10 protein-coding genes are annotated in these 17,064 nt (G+C 73.3%); 5 read left to right on the top strand and 5 right to left on the bottom strand.

The features are described from left to right. The first annotated feature begins 179 nt into the window (after positions 1-179). The gene (locus AB0I79_RS12565) at positions 180-953 is read left to right on the top strand and encodes a hypothetical protein (protein WP_357870989.1); all 774 of its coding nucleotides are present in this window, start codon (positions 180-182) and stop codon (positions 951-953) included. 98 nt (positions 954-1,051) lie between these two features. After that, positions 1,052-1,930 (top strand): hypothetical protein, encoded by an 879-nt coding sequence (locus AB0I79_RS12560; protein ID WP_357870986.1) that lies wholly within the window; start codon positions 1,052-1,054, stop codon positions 1,928-1,930. On the opposite strand, the gene AB0I79_RS12555 is transcribed toward AB0I79_RS12560, so the two are convergent. Continuing rightward, positions 1,927-3,978 (bottom strand): translation factor GTPase family protein, encoded by a 2,052-nt coding sequence (locus tag AB0I79_RS12555; RefSeq protein ID WP_357870983.1) that lies wholly within the window; start codon positions 3,976-3,978, stop codon positions 1,927-1,929. The genes AB0I79_RS12560 and AB0I79_RS12555 overlap by 4 nt on opposite strands. Before the next feature lie 205 nt (positions 3,979-4,183). Between AB0I79_RS12555 and AB0I79_RS12550 the strand changes: the two genes are divergently transcribed. From AB0I79_RS12550 to AB0I79_RS12540, 3 genes are all read left to right on the top strand, one after another. Continuing rightward, the gene (locus tag AB0I79_RS12550) at positions 4,184-6,166 is read left to right on the top strand and encodes an amino acid transporter (protein WP_357870980.1); all 1,983 of its coding nucleotides are present in this window, start codon (positions 4,184-4,186) and stop codon (positions 6,164-6,166) included. Positions 6,167-6,361: 195 nt separating this feature from the next. Beyond that, positions 6,362-6,937: a TetR/AcrR family transcriptional regulator gene (locus AB0I79_RS12545; protein ID WP_357870977.1), complete on the top strand. Its 576-nt coding sequence runs from the start codon at positions 6,362-6,364 to the stop codon at positions 6,935-6,937. Continuing rightward, a complete protein-coding gene (locus AB0I79_RS12540) occupies positions 6,934-8,151 on the top strand; it encodes an FAD-dependent oxidoreductase (protein ID WP_357870975.1) in 1,218 nt (405 codons plus the stop codon). The genes AB0I79_RS12545 and AB0I79_RS12540 overlap by 4 nt, the downstream gene beginning before the upstream one ends. 309 nt (positions 8,152-8,460) lie before the next feature. Here AB0I79_RS12540 and AB0I79_RS12535 read toward each other — a convergent pair whose 3' ends face one another. The 4 genes from AB0I79_RS12535 to AB0I79_RS12520 all read right to left on the bottom strand — a co-directional run bounded on the left by AB0I79_RS12535 (position 8,461) and on the right by AB0I79_RS12520 (position 17,018). After that, the gene (locus tag AB0I79_RS12535) at positions 8,461-8,601 is read right to left on the bottom strand and encodes a hypothetical protein (RefSeq protein ID WP_357870972.1); all 141 of its coding nucleotides are present in this window, start codon (positions 8,599-8,601) and stop codon (positions 8,461-8,463) included. 50 nt (positions 8,602-8,651) lie between these two features. Further along, positions 8,652-11,141, bottom strand: coding sequence for a PEP/pyruvate-binding domain-containing protein (locus AB0I79_RS12530; RefSeq protein WP_357870970.1), 2,490 nt, complete (start codon positions 11,139-11,141; stop codon positions 8,652-8,654). 12 nt (positions 11,142-11,153) lie between these two features. Next, positions 11,154-11,861, bottom strand: a complete 708-nt coding sequence (locus tag AB0I79_RS12525; RefSeq protein WP_357870967.1) for a helix-turn-helix domain-containing protein — start codon at positions 11,859-11,861, stop codon at positions 11,154-11,156. A gap of 93 nt (positions 11,862-11,954) precedes the next feature. Further along, positions 11,955-17,018: a tetratricopeptide repeat protein gene (locus tag AB0I79_RS12520; RefSeq protein WP_357870964.1), complete on the bottom strand. Its 5,064-nt coding sequence runs from the start codon at positions 17,016-17,018 to the stop codon at positions 11,955-11,957. Positions 17,019-17,064 lie beyond the last annotated feature (46 nt).

The following is a 17,064-nucleotide window of genomic DNA, read 5'->3' as shown; positions in this document are numbered from 1 at the left end:
ACTCTGAGGTGCTGGAACAGCAATCCGTGGCTGCTGATCAGCTGGCGAACAGTTGGTTACAGTTCGGTATCGACCGAAAAGGATTTCGACCGTCTCGACACGAGCTCCAGCCTGCGCGGAAAATCGCCCCGATCGTGAGATGTTCCGGGGAAGTAGCTCCTGACCGTTGAGGAACTTCCGTGGGACACGATCACGAAGGCCGGCGGGTCAGCCGGCGGCGGCTGATCACCGGAGTCGGCTCGCTCGGGCTCGGCGGCCTGTTCACCGCCGGCGCGCACGCCACGTCCGGCCCTGACCCGTACGCCAGGGCCGACGCGCTGTTCGCCAAGGCCCGGACGTGCAGGCTGACGCCGAGCACCAAGCAGGGCCCCTACTACTTCGAGACGGAGACGCTGCGCAGCGACATCCGCGAGGACCGGCAGGGCGTGCGCCTGCGCCTGGCGATCAAGCTGCGGGACGGCGAGACCTGCAGCCCCCTGGACGACGCGGTGGTCGAGATCTGGCACTGCGATGCCGGTGGGCTCTACTCGGGTGCCGAGACGGAGTCGCGCGAGGTGCTGAGCAAGGGCGGCAAGGTCCAGGTCAGACCCGGGACGACGTTCACCGACCTGAAGCCCTCCGACCGCAGCCGCTACCTGCGCGGCGCGCAGGTCACCGACTCCGACGGCATCGTCCGGTTCACCACCATCTGGCCGGGCTGGTACCCGGGCCGGACCGTGCACATCCACGTGATGGTGGTCGTGGGCGGGACGCGGGCGCTGTGCACGGAGCTGATGTTCGACGAGGCGTTCAACCGCGAAGTGCTGGCGCGGCCGCCGTACCGGGGGCACCAGACGCCGCGCGACACGTTCAACGGCAACGACCCCATCTACCAGGACGGCATGCTCGCGCACGTCACCAGGGACGGCGACGGCTACCTCGCCGCCATCGTCATGTCCGCCGACCCCGGCTAGATTCCTCACGAGAACTTCATCCTCGGCAAAGGCACGGGTAAGAGGCCCCGGCCTACGGTGTGGTCCCCAGCAAATCGGGACACATCGGAGGATTCTCAGTGGGACACGACCACGACGGCCAGCGGGTCAGCCGCCGGCGCCTGTTCGCGGGCATCAGCTCGATCGGGCTCGGCACCCTGCTGGCGGCCTGCTCCGGCTCCGGCACGTCGGCCGTCACCACGTCCACGGGCGCGACCGTCACGCCGCAGGCCACCACGGCCACGACCGGTGACCTGGCCGCGCTCTTCGAGGGCGCGGGCACCTGCAGGCTGACCGCCACGACCACGCAGGGCCCGTACTACTTCGACGCCGACAAGGTGCGCAGCGACATCCGCGAGGACCGGCAGGGCGTGCGGCTGCGGGTCGCGATCAAGGTGCAGGACAGCGAGACGTGCGAGCCGCTGAAGAACGCGGTGGTGGAGATCTGGCACTGCGACGCGGCCGGCCTGTACTCGGGCGCCGAGTCGCTGTCGACCGGCGGGGGCGGCAACCCACCCCCGAGAGGCGCGCCCACGGGTCCCCCGCCGAGCGGCGGACCCGGCGGTGGCCCCGGCGGAGGCGGCGAGGGCGACGGCTCGATGGACCTGACACCCGCGGACGACAAGCGCTACCTGCGCGGCGCGCAGGTCACCAACGCCGAGGGCATCGTCGAGTTCACCACCATCTGGCCGGGCTGGTACCGGGGCCGCACGATCCACATCCACGCCATGGTGCACGTCAGCAGCGAGCGCGTGCTGACCACGCAGATCATGTTCGACGAGGAGCTGAACAGCGTGGTCATGGCCAAGGCGCCCTACTCCGAGCGCACCGGGCGCGACACGTTCAACGACGGCGACACCATCTACCAGGACGGCATGCTGATGAAGGTCGGCCAGGAGGGCGACGGCTACGTGGGCGCCATCGTCTTCGCCGCCGACTCCGACCAGGACGGCGGCTAGACCCGCCGGACCACGTGCAGCAGGTACTCCTTCCTGTCGAGCGGGTTGTGATCGGTGCGCGGGCGCTCGGGGATCGGGCCGCGTACGGGCTCGTACCGGTCGAAGTCGCACTCCAGCACGCCCTCGCCCCTGGTCAGCCCCGGCAGCCGCTGCTCCAGCCCGTGCACCCGGGCCGCCGGGATCTCCCCCTCCACCACGGACGACAGCCGGGTGCGCGGGATCGCGCCCAGCCCTGCCAGCACGGGCAGCACCGGCCCCAGCGTGTCGGGCGGCAGCTCCAGGCGGAAGCGGTGCAGCGGCTCGTACACGGTGGTGCCCGCCCGCCGCAGCGCGGCCATCAGCACCAGCGGGACCAGGTTGCGGAAGTCGCCGGCGGTGCTCGACATGCTCTTGTCGAAGCTGCCGTGCGCGTGGCTCTGCCTGGCGTAGTAGCCGGAATGGGTCAGCGTGACCACGCAGTCCACGACCTCCCAGCCGTGCAGGCCCTGCTTGAGCGTCTCGTGCACGGTCTCCTCGATCGTGCGCATGAACGCGTACGGCAGCGAGCCCAGCTCCACCTCCAGCCGGAACAGCACCCCGCTGCCGATCTCCCCCGGCTCGACGCGCAGGCCCACCGTGGCGAGGAACGGGTTGGGGTCCACGGAGATCAGCTCGACGGCGGCGCCGGTGCCGGAGGGGCGTTCGACGCAGATCGTGGTGGTCTCGCGGAAGGTGACGTCGAGGCCGAAGTCGGTGGCGAGGGTGGCCTGGATGACCTCCTTCTGGACCTCTCCGTAGAGGGAGACCGACACCTCCTGGCGCAGGTCGTCCTGGCGCAGGCCGATCAGCGGGTCCTGCTCGGCGAGCTGGGTGAGCGCCAGGTGCAGCGCTCCCCTGTCGGCGGGCCGGCGCGGGACCACGACGGTCTCCAGGGTGGGCGGCGCGAAGTGCGCCTCCGTGCCCCGGAACGGCCGACCGGCCGCACCCCGCGCTGCGCCCGCCTCCTCGACCCCGCCCTCGGGCGGGTGGCCGAGCGTGCCGGCCTCGGGCGGGTGGCCGAGCGTGCCGGCCTCGGGCGGGTGGCCGATGGTGTCGCCGATGCGGACGTCGGCCAGGCCCCAGAGGCGGGCGATGCGGCCCGCCGTCACCTCCTGCCGCCGCGCCGCCGTGCCGCCGTCGAACACGCTGATCGCCGTGACCTTGCCCGCCCGGCCTGGGCCGAAGCTCAGCCGGTCGCGGGCGCGCAGCGTGCCGCCGAACATCCGCGCGTACGCGACCTTCTCCCCCGCCGGCCCCCGCTCGACCTTGAAGACGGTCCCCGACACCGGCCCCTCCGGGTCGCCCTGGGCGGCGGGCAGCAGCTCCTCGATGCCCGCCATCAGCGCCTCCACCCCGGCCCCCGTGATGGCCGAGCCGAAGAACACCGGGTGCGCCAGCGCCCGCCCGGTCTGGGCGGCGAGCTCGGCGCGGAGCCGGGGGTAGGTGAGGGAGGTCTCGTCGTGCACGTACGCGGCCAGCAGCCTGTCCTCCTGGGCGGCGAGCACGTCCATCAGGCTCGTCGCGAAGGCGGCCTGACCGTCGAACGCGGTGAAGGCGGCGGCGGGCGTGCCGAGGCCGGTGGTCGTGCCCATGGCGATCGCCCCGGGAGACAGCCTGGTGGTGATCTCGCGCAGCACGCCGTCGTACCGGGCGCCACGGCGGTCGATCTTGTTGACGAAGATCAGCGTGGGCAGGCCGAGGCGGCACAGCGTACGCATGAGCACGCGGGTCTGCGCCTGCACGCCCTCCACCGCGGAGACCACCAGGACGGCGCCGTCGAGCACGTTGAGCACCCGCTCGACCTCGGCGATGAAGTCGGGGTGGCCGGGCGTGTCGATCAGGTTGACCGTGGTGTCGCCGATGGCGAAGGAGACGACCGCGGATTTGATGGTGATGCCGCGCTGGCGCTCCAGCGCCAGCGAGTCGGTCTGGGTGTTGCCCTCGTCGACGCTGCCGACCTCGTCGATCACCCCGGCGGCGTGCAGCAGCCGCTCGGTCAGGCTGGTCTTACCGGCGTCTACATGCGCCAAAATCCCCAAATTGAGCATTCGCACCGAACGTCATGTCCTCTGATTGGCTGACTCCTTCTGTCTCGTGGGACACGACAGTTGCCCGCATCTTCCTGCTCCTCCAGCTCGTCCGAACTGGGGACAGGACACCAGAGCGGCTCCCGGCGTAGCAACCCATTTACCGGTCACTAAGGTGATACACCGTTCACGACGAGAGGGAGTTCCGGTGAACGGTAGCGACGGACTGGCCGTCCCCGAAGTGGTGGAGACCCCCGGCCGGACCGCGCCGCCGGCCAGCGGTGTGCTGCGGTGGCTGCTGAAGCATCAGGTGCAGCCGGTCGGCCCCGAGACGGCCGAGGGCCATGCCATGCCGCAGGCGTGGTGGAAGGTCATGTGCCTGACCGGCGTCGACTACTTCTCGACGCTGGCCTACCTGCCCGCCATCGCCGCGACGGCGGCCGGCGCGCTGTCGCCGCTGGCCACGCTGCTGATCGTGGCGCTGACGCTGCTGGGCATGCTGCCGATGTACCGGCGGGTGGCCAGGGAGAGCCCGCACGGGCAGGGGTCGGTGGCCATGCTGGAGCGGCTGCTGCCGTTCTGGCGGGGCAAGCTGTTCGTGCTGGTGCTGCTGGGGTTCGTGGCCACGTCGTGGATCATCACGATCACGCTGTCGGCGGCCGACGCGTCGGTGCACGTCGTGGAGAACCCGTTCTTCCCGAGCTTCCTGCACGGGCACGAGGTCGCGCTGACCGTGGTGCTGCTGCTGGTGCTCGGCGGGGTGTTCCTGCTCGGCTTCACCGAGGCGGTCGGGGTCGCCATCCCGCTGGTGGCGATCTTCCTCGGGCTCAACGCCGTGGTCGTCGCCGTGGGGCTCACCGAGGTGTTCTCCTCGCCCGGCGCGCTCGCCACCTGGACGGAGGCGCTGGTCGAGGGGGGCGGCGGGCTCGGCGGCGTCATCGGGCCCGCGATCCTCGCCTTCCCGCTGCTGGTGCTGGGCCTGTCCGGGTTCGAGACGGGGGTCAGCATGATGCCGCTGGTCGAGGCCGGGGGCGCCACCGCGCGGGAACGGCTGGACTCGCGCATCGCCAACACCCGCAAGCTGCTGACCGTGGCCGCCCTCATCATGAGCGTCTACCTGATCGCGACCAGCTTCGTGACCACCGTGCTCATCCCGGCCGAGGAGTTCAGGCCCGGCGGGGCGGCGAACGGCAGGGCGCTGGCGTACCTGGCGCACGAGCGGCTCGGCGAGATGTTCGGCACGGTGTACGACATCAGCACCATCCTCATCCTGTGGTTCGCCGGCGCCTCCGCGATGGCCGGTCTGATCAACATCGTGCCGCGGTACCTGCCCGGCTACGGCATGGCGCCGGAATGGGGGCGCGCCGTGCGTCCCGTGGTGCTGGTCTACACGCTCGTCTGCGTCGTGCTGACGATCGCGTTCGACGCCGACGTGGACGCCCAGGCCGGCGCGTACGCCACCGGCATCCTGGCCATGATGGTCTCCGGCGCGGCGGCGGTGACCATCTCCGCCGTCCGCAACCGGCAGCGCCGGGCCGTCACCGGGTTCACGGTCCTGACCCTCGTCCTGCTGTACGCGCTGGCCGAGAACATCAGGGAGAAGCCCGACGGCATCGCCATCTCCGCCTTCTTCATCCTCGGGATCATCGTCATCTCGCTGATCTCGCGGGTCTCGCGGACGACGGAGCTGCGGGCCGAACGGATCGAGTTCGACGAGGCCGCGCGGCGGTTCGTGACCGACTCGCTCGCCCACGACGGGCAGCTCAACCTGATCGCCAACCGCCGCCAGCGCGGCGACAAGGCCGAGTACGAGGCCAAGGAGTCCGAGCAGCGTCGCATGAACCCGGTGCCCGGCCGGGCCGACGTGCTGTTCCTGGAGATCGACGTCATCGACCCCTCGGAGTTCAGCAACGTGCTGCGGGTGCGGGGCGTGGAGGTGAGCGGGCGCCGCGTGCTGCGTGCCGAGAGCCCCGCCGCGCCGAACGCCATCGCCGCCGTCCTGCTCGCCCTGCGTGACGCCACGGGGGTGCGGCCGCACTGCTACTTCGAGTGGGCGGAGGGCGCGCCGCTGATGCACCTGTTCCGCTACCTCATCCTGGGGCGCGGCGACACGGCTCCGGTCGTACGCGAGATCGTCCGCGCCGCCGAGCCCGAACCCGGCCGCCGGCCGGGCATCCACGTCGGCGGCTGATCACCGCCCCTCACCCACCGGCCCGCGCCTCACTCCGCCGGGCCGCGCCGCCTCCCCACAGGCCGCGCATCCCCGCACCTCACCCCCACCAATCGGCGCCCCTTCGAGCACGCCGCGCATCTCCCCCCTCGTGCCGCGCTCAGGCATGAGCTAGTATTTGGACACTTGCCCAAGTCGAATGCCCAAGAGGAGAACATGGCCCACCTCTCCGCCGAGCGCGGCAAGGCCACCCGCCAGCGGCTGCTCGACGCGGCCGTCGCCCTCGTCCCCGAGGTCGGCTGGGGCGGCGTCACCACCCGGCTGGTCGCCGAACGGGCCGGGGTCGCGCCCGGCGTGGTGCACTACCACTTCGCCTCGGTCACGGACCTGCTCGTCGCCGCCGGCCTCGGCTTCACCTCCGGCCTGCTCGACCTGCTCGCCACGGAGCTGACCGCCCGGCAGGACGTCGGCGAGGCCGTCGACTGGCTGCTGGGCGAGCTGTCGCGCTACAGCGGCACCGATCCTGCCTCGCTGCTGGTGGTCGAGATGTTCCTGGCCGCCACGCGGCTGCCCGAGCTGCGCGAGGGGCTCGGCGAGCAGGTCGGCCGGTTCCGCGCCACGGTGGCGTCCTGGCTGGTCGAACGCGGTTACCGGGGAGACCCGGCCGCGGCGGCGGCGATGCTGGCGGCGTCGATGGACGGGATCATGCTGCACCGCGCCCTCGACCCCGGCCTCGACCCGGCCGCGCTGGGCGGGCTGCTGCGTGCCATGTTCGGGAAGGGAGCATCGTGAGGATCCTGATCTGCGGCGCCGGCATCGCCGGGTTGACGCTGGCCTGGCACCTCGAACGCGCCGGGTGGGAGGTGGAGCTGGTCGAGCGGGCGCCGGCGTTCCGCGACGGCGGCTACCTGATCGACTTCTACGGCCCCGGACACCAGGTCGCCGAGCGCATGGGGCTGCGGCCCCGGCTGCTGCGCGACCGTTACCCGGTCGACGAGCTCAGCTACGTCGGCCGCGACGGGCGGCAGACCAGCCACCTGAAGCTGACCTCGGCGCTGGAGAACGTGTTCAGCCTGCTGCGCGGCGACCTGGCCCGGGCCATCGCCGACGGCGTACGCGCGCCCGTCACGTACGGCACCACCGTCGACAGCGCCGAGCAGCACGCGGACGGGGTGACGGTGCGGCTGGCCGACGGCACCACCCGGGAGGTGGACCTGCTCGTGGGCGCGGACGGGGCGCGTTCCCGGGTGCGGGAGCTGACGTTCGGCGACGTCGTGCCGCGCTATCTCGGGCACCAGGTGGCGGCCTGCATCGTGACGGACCCGGAGCTGAGCCGCCGGGTCGGGACGCGCTACCAGATGCTCACCGAGCCCGGCCTGATGGCCGGCGCCTACGCGCTGCGCGACGACCGGCTCGCCCTGCTGTTCCTGCGCCGCGAGCCGGACCCCGCCCTGCCCGCCGACCCGGCCGCCACCCTGCGCCGGCACTTCGGCGGGCTCGGCTGGATCCTGCCCACGGTGCTGGAGCGTGTCCCCGGGCCTGCCGGGCTCTACTACGACCTGGTGACGCAGGTGGAGATGGAACGCTGGCACAGCGGGCGGACCGTGCTCCTGGGCGACGCCTGCCAGGCGGTGTCGCTGTTCGCCGGTCATGGGGCGAGCATGGCGATGGCGGCGGCCTGGGTGCTGGCCGACGAGCTGACCACGGCTGGTGACGCGCCGGGGCACCTGCCCGGCCCCCACGAGACACCCGGGGGCCTGGCCGGCGCCCTCGCCCGCTACCAGGCGCGGATGGCCCCGGCCGTCGCCGAGGTGCAGGGCTTCGGGCGGCGGTCCATCCAGTGGCTCGCCCCCTCGAACCGCTGGCGCGTCCTCGCCCGCGACCTGATCTTCCGGCTGGCCGCCCTGCCCGGCGGCAGCCGCCTGTTCGTCAACTCGTTCAGCCCCGGCGGCCACAACCTCATCACCTCCCGCTCAGAGGTGCTGGAGAGCGTGCGCCAGGACTGATCGCGAAGCGCGGCGCGGGCACTCCACGGGGGCAGGCCGCGCTGATCACCGCCTCCGGCCGGTAGTCCCCGCATGGTCCGCGCCGGACGGCACCGCCTTGAGAAACACCCGCCCGCAGTCCGGAGGCCGCCGTCCCACGACCCGCCGTCCAGACACCCGCCGTCCGAAGACCCGCCGTCAGGGGGCCGGTCGATGGTGGCGACGCCGAGGACGCCGTACGAGAAGCCGCCCTGCCGCGGCTCGAACCCCCGTACGGCGCCCAGCCGGCGTCCCACCTCCGCTACCAGCGACGGCGGCAGCCCGGCCCCCTCACGCCGCAGAGTCCTCCTCATCCTCGATCTCGTCCCCGCCATGGCTGCGGTCAAGCGTCTGCTTGGCGGCCCTGAACCGGGCGCAGCGCGCCTCCAGCTCCCGCTCGTCTTCCAGGATCCACTGTTCGATCATGGTCAACGAAGTGATCACACGCCGACCGGCGAGCGGGCCGACTTGACGCAGACTTTTCATCCCAGCAACTCGACCGTTCCCCGCTCGCCGTCCACCCTGATCCGATCGCCGTCGCGCACCCGCATGGTGGCGTTGCCTGTGCCGACCACGGCCGGGATGCCCAGCTCCCGGGCGACGATGGAGGCGTGCGAGAGCGGCGCCCCCATGTCGGTGACCACGGCCGCGGCGCGCGGGAACATCGGGGTCCAGCCGACGTTCGTCAGCGTCGTGACGAGGATCTCGCCCGGTTTGAGCCGCTCGCCCTCCTCCGGTCCCGAGATGACCCGGGCGGTGCCCTCCACCACGCCAGGCGCGCCGGGGAAGCCGGTTACGGTGTCGCTGACCGGCGCGGACGCGCCCCGCGCGTCGTAGATGTCGGCCCGTCTGGCGGGGTCGGCGGCCCAGCGCACCGGGTCGAAGCGGCCCACGATCAGCGCCGGGTAGGGCGGCAGCGAGGCGTACCGCTCGTACGTGGCCCGCCGCACCGGCGCCGTCTCCAGCACGGACCGGTCGCCGCGCAGCAGGGCGAGCAGCTCGGGCAGGTACAGGAAGAACACGTCGTCGCCGGCGCCGGTCAGCTCCCCGGCCCGTACGACGAACGCGCGCAGCACCCAGAACGCCCGGATGTTCTCCGACCGGGCGGTCTCCCGGTCGCGGACGACCGCGTTCCACCGCCGCACCCTCTCGCGCATCCGGGCCTGCTTGCCGGGGTAGCGCTGCGCGAAGCGCGCCCACGCCTGCTCCCTGGCCGTGCGCTGCCGCTCCAGCAGTGCCTCGGTGTCGGCCCGCGGGTCGCGCAGGCCGGCGAGCTGGGTGTCGATCCACACCGGGTCCTCGCCGGGCCGGGGGATCGAGACCTCGAACTCGTGCGGGCCGCGATGCCCATACCTGCGGGCGAACTCCTCCCTGGTGATCTCGCCGCGCGCCAGCCTGGACAGGCCCATCACCGGCCCCATGCTGGCCAGCTCGCCCTCGGCGTTGACGCCGGTGAGCATCGCCTCGGCGTCCACCTCGCCCATCATCTTGCGCAGCCGGTCGCGGGTGTAGACGAGCGCGGCGCCGCCCTGGCGGCCCGCGGCCTCCAGCATCTGGGAGGAGGTGACCAGGTGCGGCCCGATCTCCCGCTCCCACAGCCCGGCCAGCTCGGCACCCGACCCGGTCGCGGCGACGCGCTCGCGCAGTTCCTCGCACTTCCGCGGCGAGCCGGCCAGGAACTCGGGCATGTGTGCGAGATGGCGGGCGACGCGGCGCCGGATGCGGATCGCCATGGGCACGACCGTCCTGATGAGCCGCCACCGCGGCACCGGCACCAGCGGCACCTCCAGGCCGGGCGGTGTCTTGCCGAAGACCTGGTCGATCACGCCGAGCCTGCTCCTCATGCCCAGGGCGGCGGCGATGGAGTGGACGATGCTCAGGTTCATGTAGAAGCGCCCGCCGATGTTGCCCACCAGGTCGAAGCCGGGCAGCGTGGAGGCGGACATGGCCTCCTCGATGAACCTGCGCACGAACGACCACGTGATCGGGGTCATCACGTCGGGGATGGCCTCGCCCAGGTTGCCGCCGGTCCACAGGTAGTCGCCCTTGAGGCTGTCGTTCCACTCCTCCAGGCGCGGCTTCAGGCCGGTGATCGGGCGGGCCTGCACGATGGCGAACGTGCCCGCGCGCCTGGTCCACTCCACGTCCATGGGCGTGCCGTACAGCTCCTGGACGCGGGCGCCGAGCGCGGCCAGCTCCAGGGCCTGGGCGTCGTCCAGCACGGGCGTGCCGCGCAGCTCTTCGGGGACCGGCCGCTCCTCGGTGCCGCCGGCGGTGCGCACGGTCATGACGGCCTTGTCGCCGGTGCGCGACGCGGTCACCTTGCCGTCCGACACGGTGATCGTGTCGGGGGTGACCAGGCCGCCGACGACCGCCTCGCCGAGGCCCCACGAGGCGTTGATCACGGTCTCGTCGCGGGCGCCGGTGACCGGGTCGGCGGTGAACAGGATGCCCGCCGCGTCGGCGTCCACCAGCTCCTGGACCACCACGGCCAGCGCCACGTCGTCGTGCGGCACGCCGTTCCGGTCGCGGTAGGCGATCGCGCGCGGGTTCCACAGCGAGGCCCAGCAGCGCTTGACCGCGTCGAGCAGGGCGTCGCCCCTGATGTTGAGGTAGGTGTCCTGCTGCCCGGCGAACGACATCTCGGGCAGGTCCTCGGCGGTGGCGGACGAGCGCACCGCCACGGGCACGTCGTCGCCGAGCTCCGCGTACGCCCGCCGGATCTCCCCGGCGAGCTCGCCGGGCATGTCGTGCGCGGCGAACAGCGGCGGGATCCGGGCCGGGTCCTCGGCGGCGGCGCGCAGGATCTCGTCGTGGAACCCGGCCACGAACGCGCGGTAGGCCTCGGTCGTGACGTGGAAACCGCCCGGCACGGGCAGCCCCGCCCCGGCCATCCTGGCCAGGGAGGCGCCCTTGCCGCCCACGGTCGCGAGGTCGGCCGCAGAGTCGTCGAGAGGAAGTACGGCCCTCACTGCACACGCTCCTTAGAGCCCCAGGGAGGTGTCCAGCCTGCGCCGGGCCACCTCCACAGCGGCGTCGAGAAATTCGAGGGTGACCCGCGCGACCGCCTCGGCGTCGGCGGCGGACATCGGGCGGCCCGTGCTCATGGTGCGCTCGATGGTGTCGGCCACCAGCTCCGCGACCCGGTCGTCCGTCGGTACGGCGTGGTCGGGCAGAGACGTCCGCATGAGCAGGAACCCGTAGACGATCGAGCTGACCCTCACCATGTGGTCGCCCGGGTCCTCGCGGATCGCGCCGCGCCCGGCCAGCTCGGCCACGTACGGCTCGAAGACCGCCCCGATCTGCGGCCAGCTCGTGCTGCTGCGCTTCTGGCTGGTCAGCTTGCCGAGCACCTGGGAGTCGCCGGTCAGCACCGCCTGCAGCAGCGGGCTGCGCAGCAGCGCCCGCGAGAACTCGCCGAACAGCTCGCTGAGCGTGGCCGGCGCCCGATCGCGGACCTCGGTCATCATGCGGACCCGCTCGCGGCGCAGCAACGCGGCGAAGATGTCGTCGCGGGTCTTCCAGTGCAGGTAGATGGTGCCCTTGGCGACGCCGGCGCGCTGGGCGATGTCGTCGATCGTGGTCTTGTCGTAGCCCCAGCGCAGCACCAGCTCGGCGAGGGCGTCGAGGATCCGGTGCGCCCGCTCCAGCTGGCGGGCCGGGTCCCGCGGTGGCCGTCCTGCCCTCGCCATGAGTCTCACCCCATTTGTTTGACTAGATGAGAGTATTTGGTCATTTTATTAAGCGCAAGTTCACCCCGCGGTACTCCCGGGGTGAACCAGCCTTCAGGTGAGCTTGGCCATCAGCGTCTCGGCCTCGGCGGCGAACGCGGGGTCGCCGGTCTCCACGGCCGTGGCCAGCAGCCGGCGGGCCAGCTCCAGGTCGCCGCGCTCGTACCGGATCTCGCCGAGCCTGCACGCGGCCTCGGCCACCAGCTCGGGCCGCTCGCTCAGGCCCAGCGTCAGCTCGTAGTACCGCAGCGCCCCGTCACGGTCGCCCAGCCAGTAGCACAGCTCGCCGAGGTGCGCCGCCGCCATGCCCGACTCCGGATCGCCCGCGTCGATGACGCGCTGGTACCACATGAGCGCCTCGGAGAAGTTCCTGTTCCGCTTGGCCAGCGCGCCCAGGTACATCGCGCCCAGCGCGCTGACGTGCCCCTCGCCCTCGTCGACGGCCCTGCGGTACCAGGTGCGCGCCCGCTCCTCGTCCTCCTCGTGGTACGTCTGCCCGAGCGCGATCATGGCCCGGGCCGCCAGGTCGTCGTCGCCGGCCTCCAGCACCCGCAGGTACACCTGCCTGCCCTCGTCCACGTGCCCGGCGCCCACCAGGGTCTGCGCGTACACGCTGAGCGTGGTCGGCTCGCCGTTCCTGGCCGCCTCGCGCAGCGTGCGCAGCGACGCCTCGGTGTCGCCCTGGCGCTCCTGCAACATGCCCAGCAGGCCGCCGAACACGCCGGGCGCGGGGCTGTCGGCGTCACCGGCGCGCCGCTCCGCCAGGTCGTAGAACGCCTCGGCGTCGCCCGCCGAGTCGAGCAGTTCCAGCAGCCTGCCGCCGGCGACGAAGCGCACGTCGGGGTCCTCGTGCTCGTTGAGCCGCTCGTACGTGGCGCGCGCCGCCGCCGTCTCCCCCAGCTCCGCCAGCCGCCCGGCGGCCTCGATCTCGGTGTACGGGTCGGAGCCCGCCAGCTCGTAGTACCGCACCACGGCCGCCGGGTCCGCGCACCGCCCGCCGAGGTCGCGGGCCTGGGCGGCGGCGTGCTCGCCCATCAGCGACAGCACCTCCAGCGCCGGCCCGTGCTCGCCCCGGTCGCAGAGCTCCTGCGAGATGCCGTTCAGCGCCTCCAGCGCGGTCTCGGCCATGCCGCCCCCGGCCGTGCCGGTGCTGAGCGCGGCGGCGAACGAGCGGGCCGCGGCGAGCGGCCTGCCCTCCTCGTAGGCCCAGACGCCGCGCTGCACGCCGGCCTTGGCCGCCGCGTACGGGTGGCCGGACTCGATCGCCAGGCCCAGCTCCCGCTCGGCCCCGGCCGTGTCGCCCAGCTCGCGCAGGGCCGTGGCCAGGTCGAGCCGCAGGGACGCCGCCAGCTCGGGATGGCCGGCCTCGATGCCCTTGGCGTACATGCGGGCCGCCTCCCGCGTCTCCCCCTGCGCGCCGAGCGCGCCGCCCCACGCCCAGTAACCGACGGCCACGGTCTCCGGGTCGCCGCTTCCCACGGCGCGCTCCGCCTCCTCGATCGTGGCGGCGTGGTCCCGCACGTCGAGCAGGTGGAGGAGGAGCCTGCGCAGGCATTCGAGGTCGCCTGCCGCGGCCGCCTCCGTCAGCAGCCGCCGCGCCTGCCCGTCGTCGCCGCGCTCGGCGAGCAGGTCGGCGGCCAGGACGGCGGTGGCGGGCAGCCCGGCCCTGGCGGCCTCCACCGCCCCGTCGAGGTCGCCGCGGCGGTGGCGGACGACCGCGAGGTTGCGCCAGGCCGCGGCGGCCGTGGCCGGGTGGCCGGTGGCGGGCAGGAAGCACAGCTCGGAGCGGCAGTTGTCGCCTTCCTCCGCGAGCCGGGCGCCGAGGTCGATCGCGGCCTTGGCGGCGAGCTCGGGCTCGCCCTCCTCGATGACCACGCGGTAGAACGCGCTCGCGTGCGGAGCCCTGGCCATGATCTCGTGCAGCGCCTCCGCGCGGTCGGCGGGGGCCAGCCCGGCCAGCAGGCGGCGCACCTCGCGCACGTCGTCGTCGTGCAGCGCGAGCAGCAGCGCGGCCAGTTGCTCCGACCCGGTACGCGCCGCCAGCGCCGCCAGGTCGCCCGGCCTGTCGCCCTCGGCCAGCAGCACCCAGGGCAGCTCGCCGGGGGTGGCGCGGCCGAGCAGGTGACGCGCCACGGCGGCGGCGTGCGCGTCGTCCTCCTGCGCCGCGGCCCGCTCCAGCGCGAAGGTCCCCGACTCGGTGTCGCCCGCGGCCAGCAGGCAGCGGCCCGCCTCCAGCATGACCTCCGGCTCCGTCTCGGGGTCGAGCGCCGCCGCCCGCTCGTACGCAGCCCGCGCCCCCGCCAGGTCGCCGGTCTCGGCCAGCAGGCTGCCGAGCAGGCACTCTGACAGCGCGGACACCTCGGGCGGCGCGGCCAGCATGACCGCCAGCGCCCCCTCGGCGTCACCGCGCCGCCGCAACCACCGGGCCAGCGGCACCGTGACCTCCGCACTCGGCGTCATGGCGGCACCGGCCGCGCGCCCGTGCCCGCCCGCACCCGGCGATACGGCGGAGCCGGCCGCGTGCCCGCGCCCGCGCCCGCGCCCGTGCCCGCGCCCGTGCCCTTGCTCGTGCCCTTGCTCGTGCCCTTGCTCGCCCGCCGAGCCGAACGCCTCGATCAGGCGCTCGCGGGCCTCCTCCACGCGCCCGCACTCCACCAGCGACTCGGCGATCAGCATCGTCAGCTCGCCATCGGGGTCGGGCACCCGTGCCAGCACCTCCACCGCCTCGGCGTGCTCGCCCAGCTCGCGCAGGATCTCGCCGGCCGAGCGCAGCGCCACGCCGTTGAGGTGCTCGTCGTCGCCCAGCGCCCCCATGAACGCCTCGACCGCCCCGCGCCGGTCCCCCGCGTCGCCGCGCAGCGCGCCGAGCAGGCAGCCGGCCTGCTGGCGCTGACCGGCGTGACCGGCGGCGGCCACCAGCGAGAGCGCCCCGTCGGCGGCGTCGGTCCTGCCGGTGCGCTGCCAGGCGTTCGCGCACTCCATGGCGAGCAGCCCGGCCATCGCCCGCTCCTCCCCCTCGGGGAAGGCCCGCGCCGCCGCCTCGAAGTCGCGGTCGAGCACCAGCCTCCCGAACGCGCACAGCTCGCCCGCGCCCAGCTCGAACGCGGCCCGCGCCCCCGCCACGTCGTCCAGCCTGATCCGGTTGAACCCCAGCGGCAGCGCGGCGCGCTCCGGCTCCCCCTCGGCGATCAGCCGCTCGTGCAGCCGGCAGGCGGCGAGCAGGTCGCCCTGCTGCTCGTACACGCCGGTCAGCCCGGCCGCCGCCTCGAACCGCAGCCCCCGGTGCCCCGCCGCGAGTGCCGCCTCGTACGCGGCCCGCGCCTGCCCGGGATCCTCCTCGGCGACCAGCCCGCCCAGCGCCCACCCCACCCACGGGGCCAGCGCGGGATGCCCGCCCGCCAGCGCCGCCCGCAACAGCTCGGCCACGCGCGCCTGGTCGGGCAGCACGTCCTTGCAGATCACCGCCGTGTACGACAGCGCCAGCGGGTCACCGCTCCCCGCCGCCGACAGGAACATCTCGCAGACCTCGGACAGGTCGTACCCGATGGAGGCCAGCACCTGCGCGAACACGGCGGTGCCGATGGCCGCCACGGCGGGGTCGGCGTGCCCCGCCGCCTCCTGGTAGCGGGCCAGCCCCTCCTCCCTGCCCAGCCGCTGGTGGTCCAGCATCGCCGCGAGCACCGGATGCGGCTCGTCGACGGACGAGCGCAGCAGGTGCAGCAGGAACGCCGCGTTGAAGCCCTGGAGCACGTCGTCGCCCTCGGCCACGTACGCCAGCAGCTCGTCCGCCTGCTCCCGATCGCCCTCGCTCAGTTCCAGCTTGGCCAGCACCACCATGGCCCGCAGCGACTGGAAGTCCGCACCGGAGTCGACGGCCCGGCGCAGCAGCCGCCTGGCCTCGGCCAGCTCGCCCGCCTTGAGCGCTTCCATGCCGTCGTCGGTGTCCTGGAGCGCCTGCTCCTCGACGGGGTCGGCCAGCGGCTGCTGCCGGGCGGCGTGGTCGAGCAGCAGCGCGGCCTTGAACGCGGTGTCCTGGTCGTCGTGCCGGGCGGCCAGCTCCAGCAGCTCCACGATGGCCTCGCGCTCCTCGGGGTGCTGGTCGAGCAGCAGGCCGAGCAGGGTGACGCAGCCGGAGGGCCACTCGTGGTCGCCGGACTCCAGCACGGCGCGCAGCGCGGCCAGCGCCTCGGCCGGCTCGCCCGCCTCGGTGTGCATCTGGGCCAGGCACGCCTGCGCCTGCACGGCGTACTCGCGGTGGCCGCTGGCGATCACCCGGTGGAAGATCGCCTTCGTCTCCTCCTCGTCGCCGAGCTGCGCGGTCACCTTGGCCAGCTCGATGAGCGAGGGCAGCCGGAGATCCGGCCTGGGGTCCTCGGCGGCCACCCGGTAGGCGGCGGCGGAGTCCGCGTACTCGCCCAGGTCCACCAGCACCGCGCCGAGCAGCTTGTACGCCATGGCGCGGTGGTCCGGGGAGCCGACGGCGATGGCGTGCTCGCAGGCTTCGCGGGCCGCTTCGAAGTCGCCCTGCTCGGCGTGGAGCTGGTAGAGCTGGAACGCCGACAACGCCACGATCTCCGGGTCCCCGCAGGTCAGCAGGGCCCGGTAGTCGTCCTCGTCCTCGGCCTCGGCGTACAGGTCGCGGGCCGAGGACGGGTCCTGGTCGAACTCGGGCAGCTCCAGCCGCGCGGCCAGCTCGGCCACGGCGGGGCTGTTGCACCTGCGGGCCCGCTCCAGCGACTCCTGCGCGCCCTGCGCGTCGCCGAGCTGGGTCAGCACCAGCACCAGCGCCGTGTCGGCGAGCGCGGCCACCTCGAAGTCGGCGCCGTCGGAGGCGATCATCAGCACCCGGTGCGCCGCGGCCCACTCCTCGGCGCTGACCAGCATCATCCCCATGGCGATGGCCGAGCGCTGCCCGAACACCGGGTCCCCCGACTGGATCACCGACCGGTGCGCCGCCTCGGCGCCCTCCAGGTCCCCCTGCTCCTGCAGCAACCCCGCCAGCAGGTGGGACGCCTCCGGATCTCCGGTGGCCGCGATCTGCCTGAACAGCGCGGCGGCCCGGTCGAGGTCTCCCGCTTTCCAATGATCCATGGCCGCGTCGAGCTGTTCGGACGCCATTGCTCACCCCAAATGTCACCCAACAATGTGAAAAAGCTACAGATGT

This window comes from Nonomuraea sp. NPDC050202, from assembly GCF_040656115.1.
Taxonomy (GTDB): domain Bacteria; phylum Actinomycetota; class Actinomycetes; order Streptosporangiales; family Streptosporangiaceae; genus Nonomuraea.
This window is presented reverse-complemented; position numbering and strand designations above follow the sequence as displayed.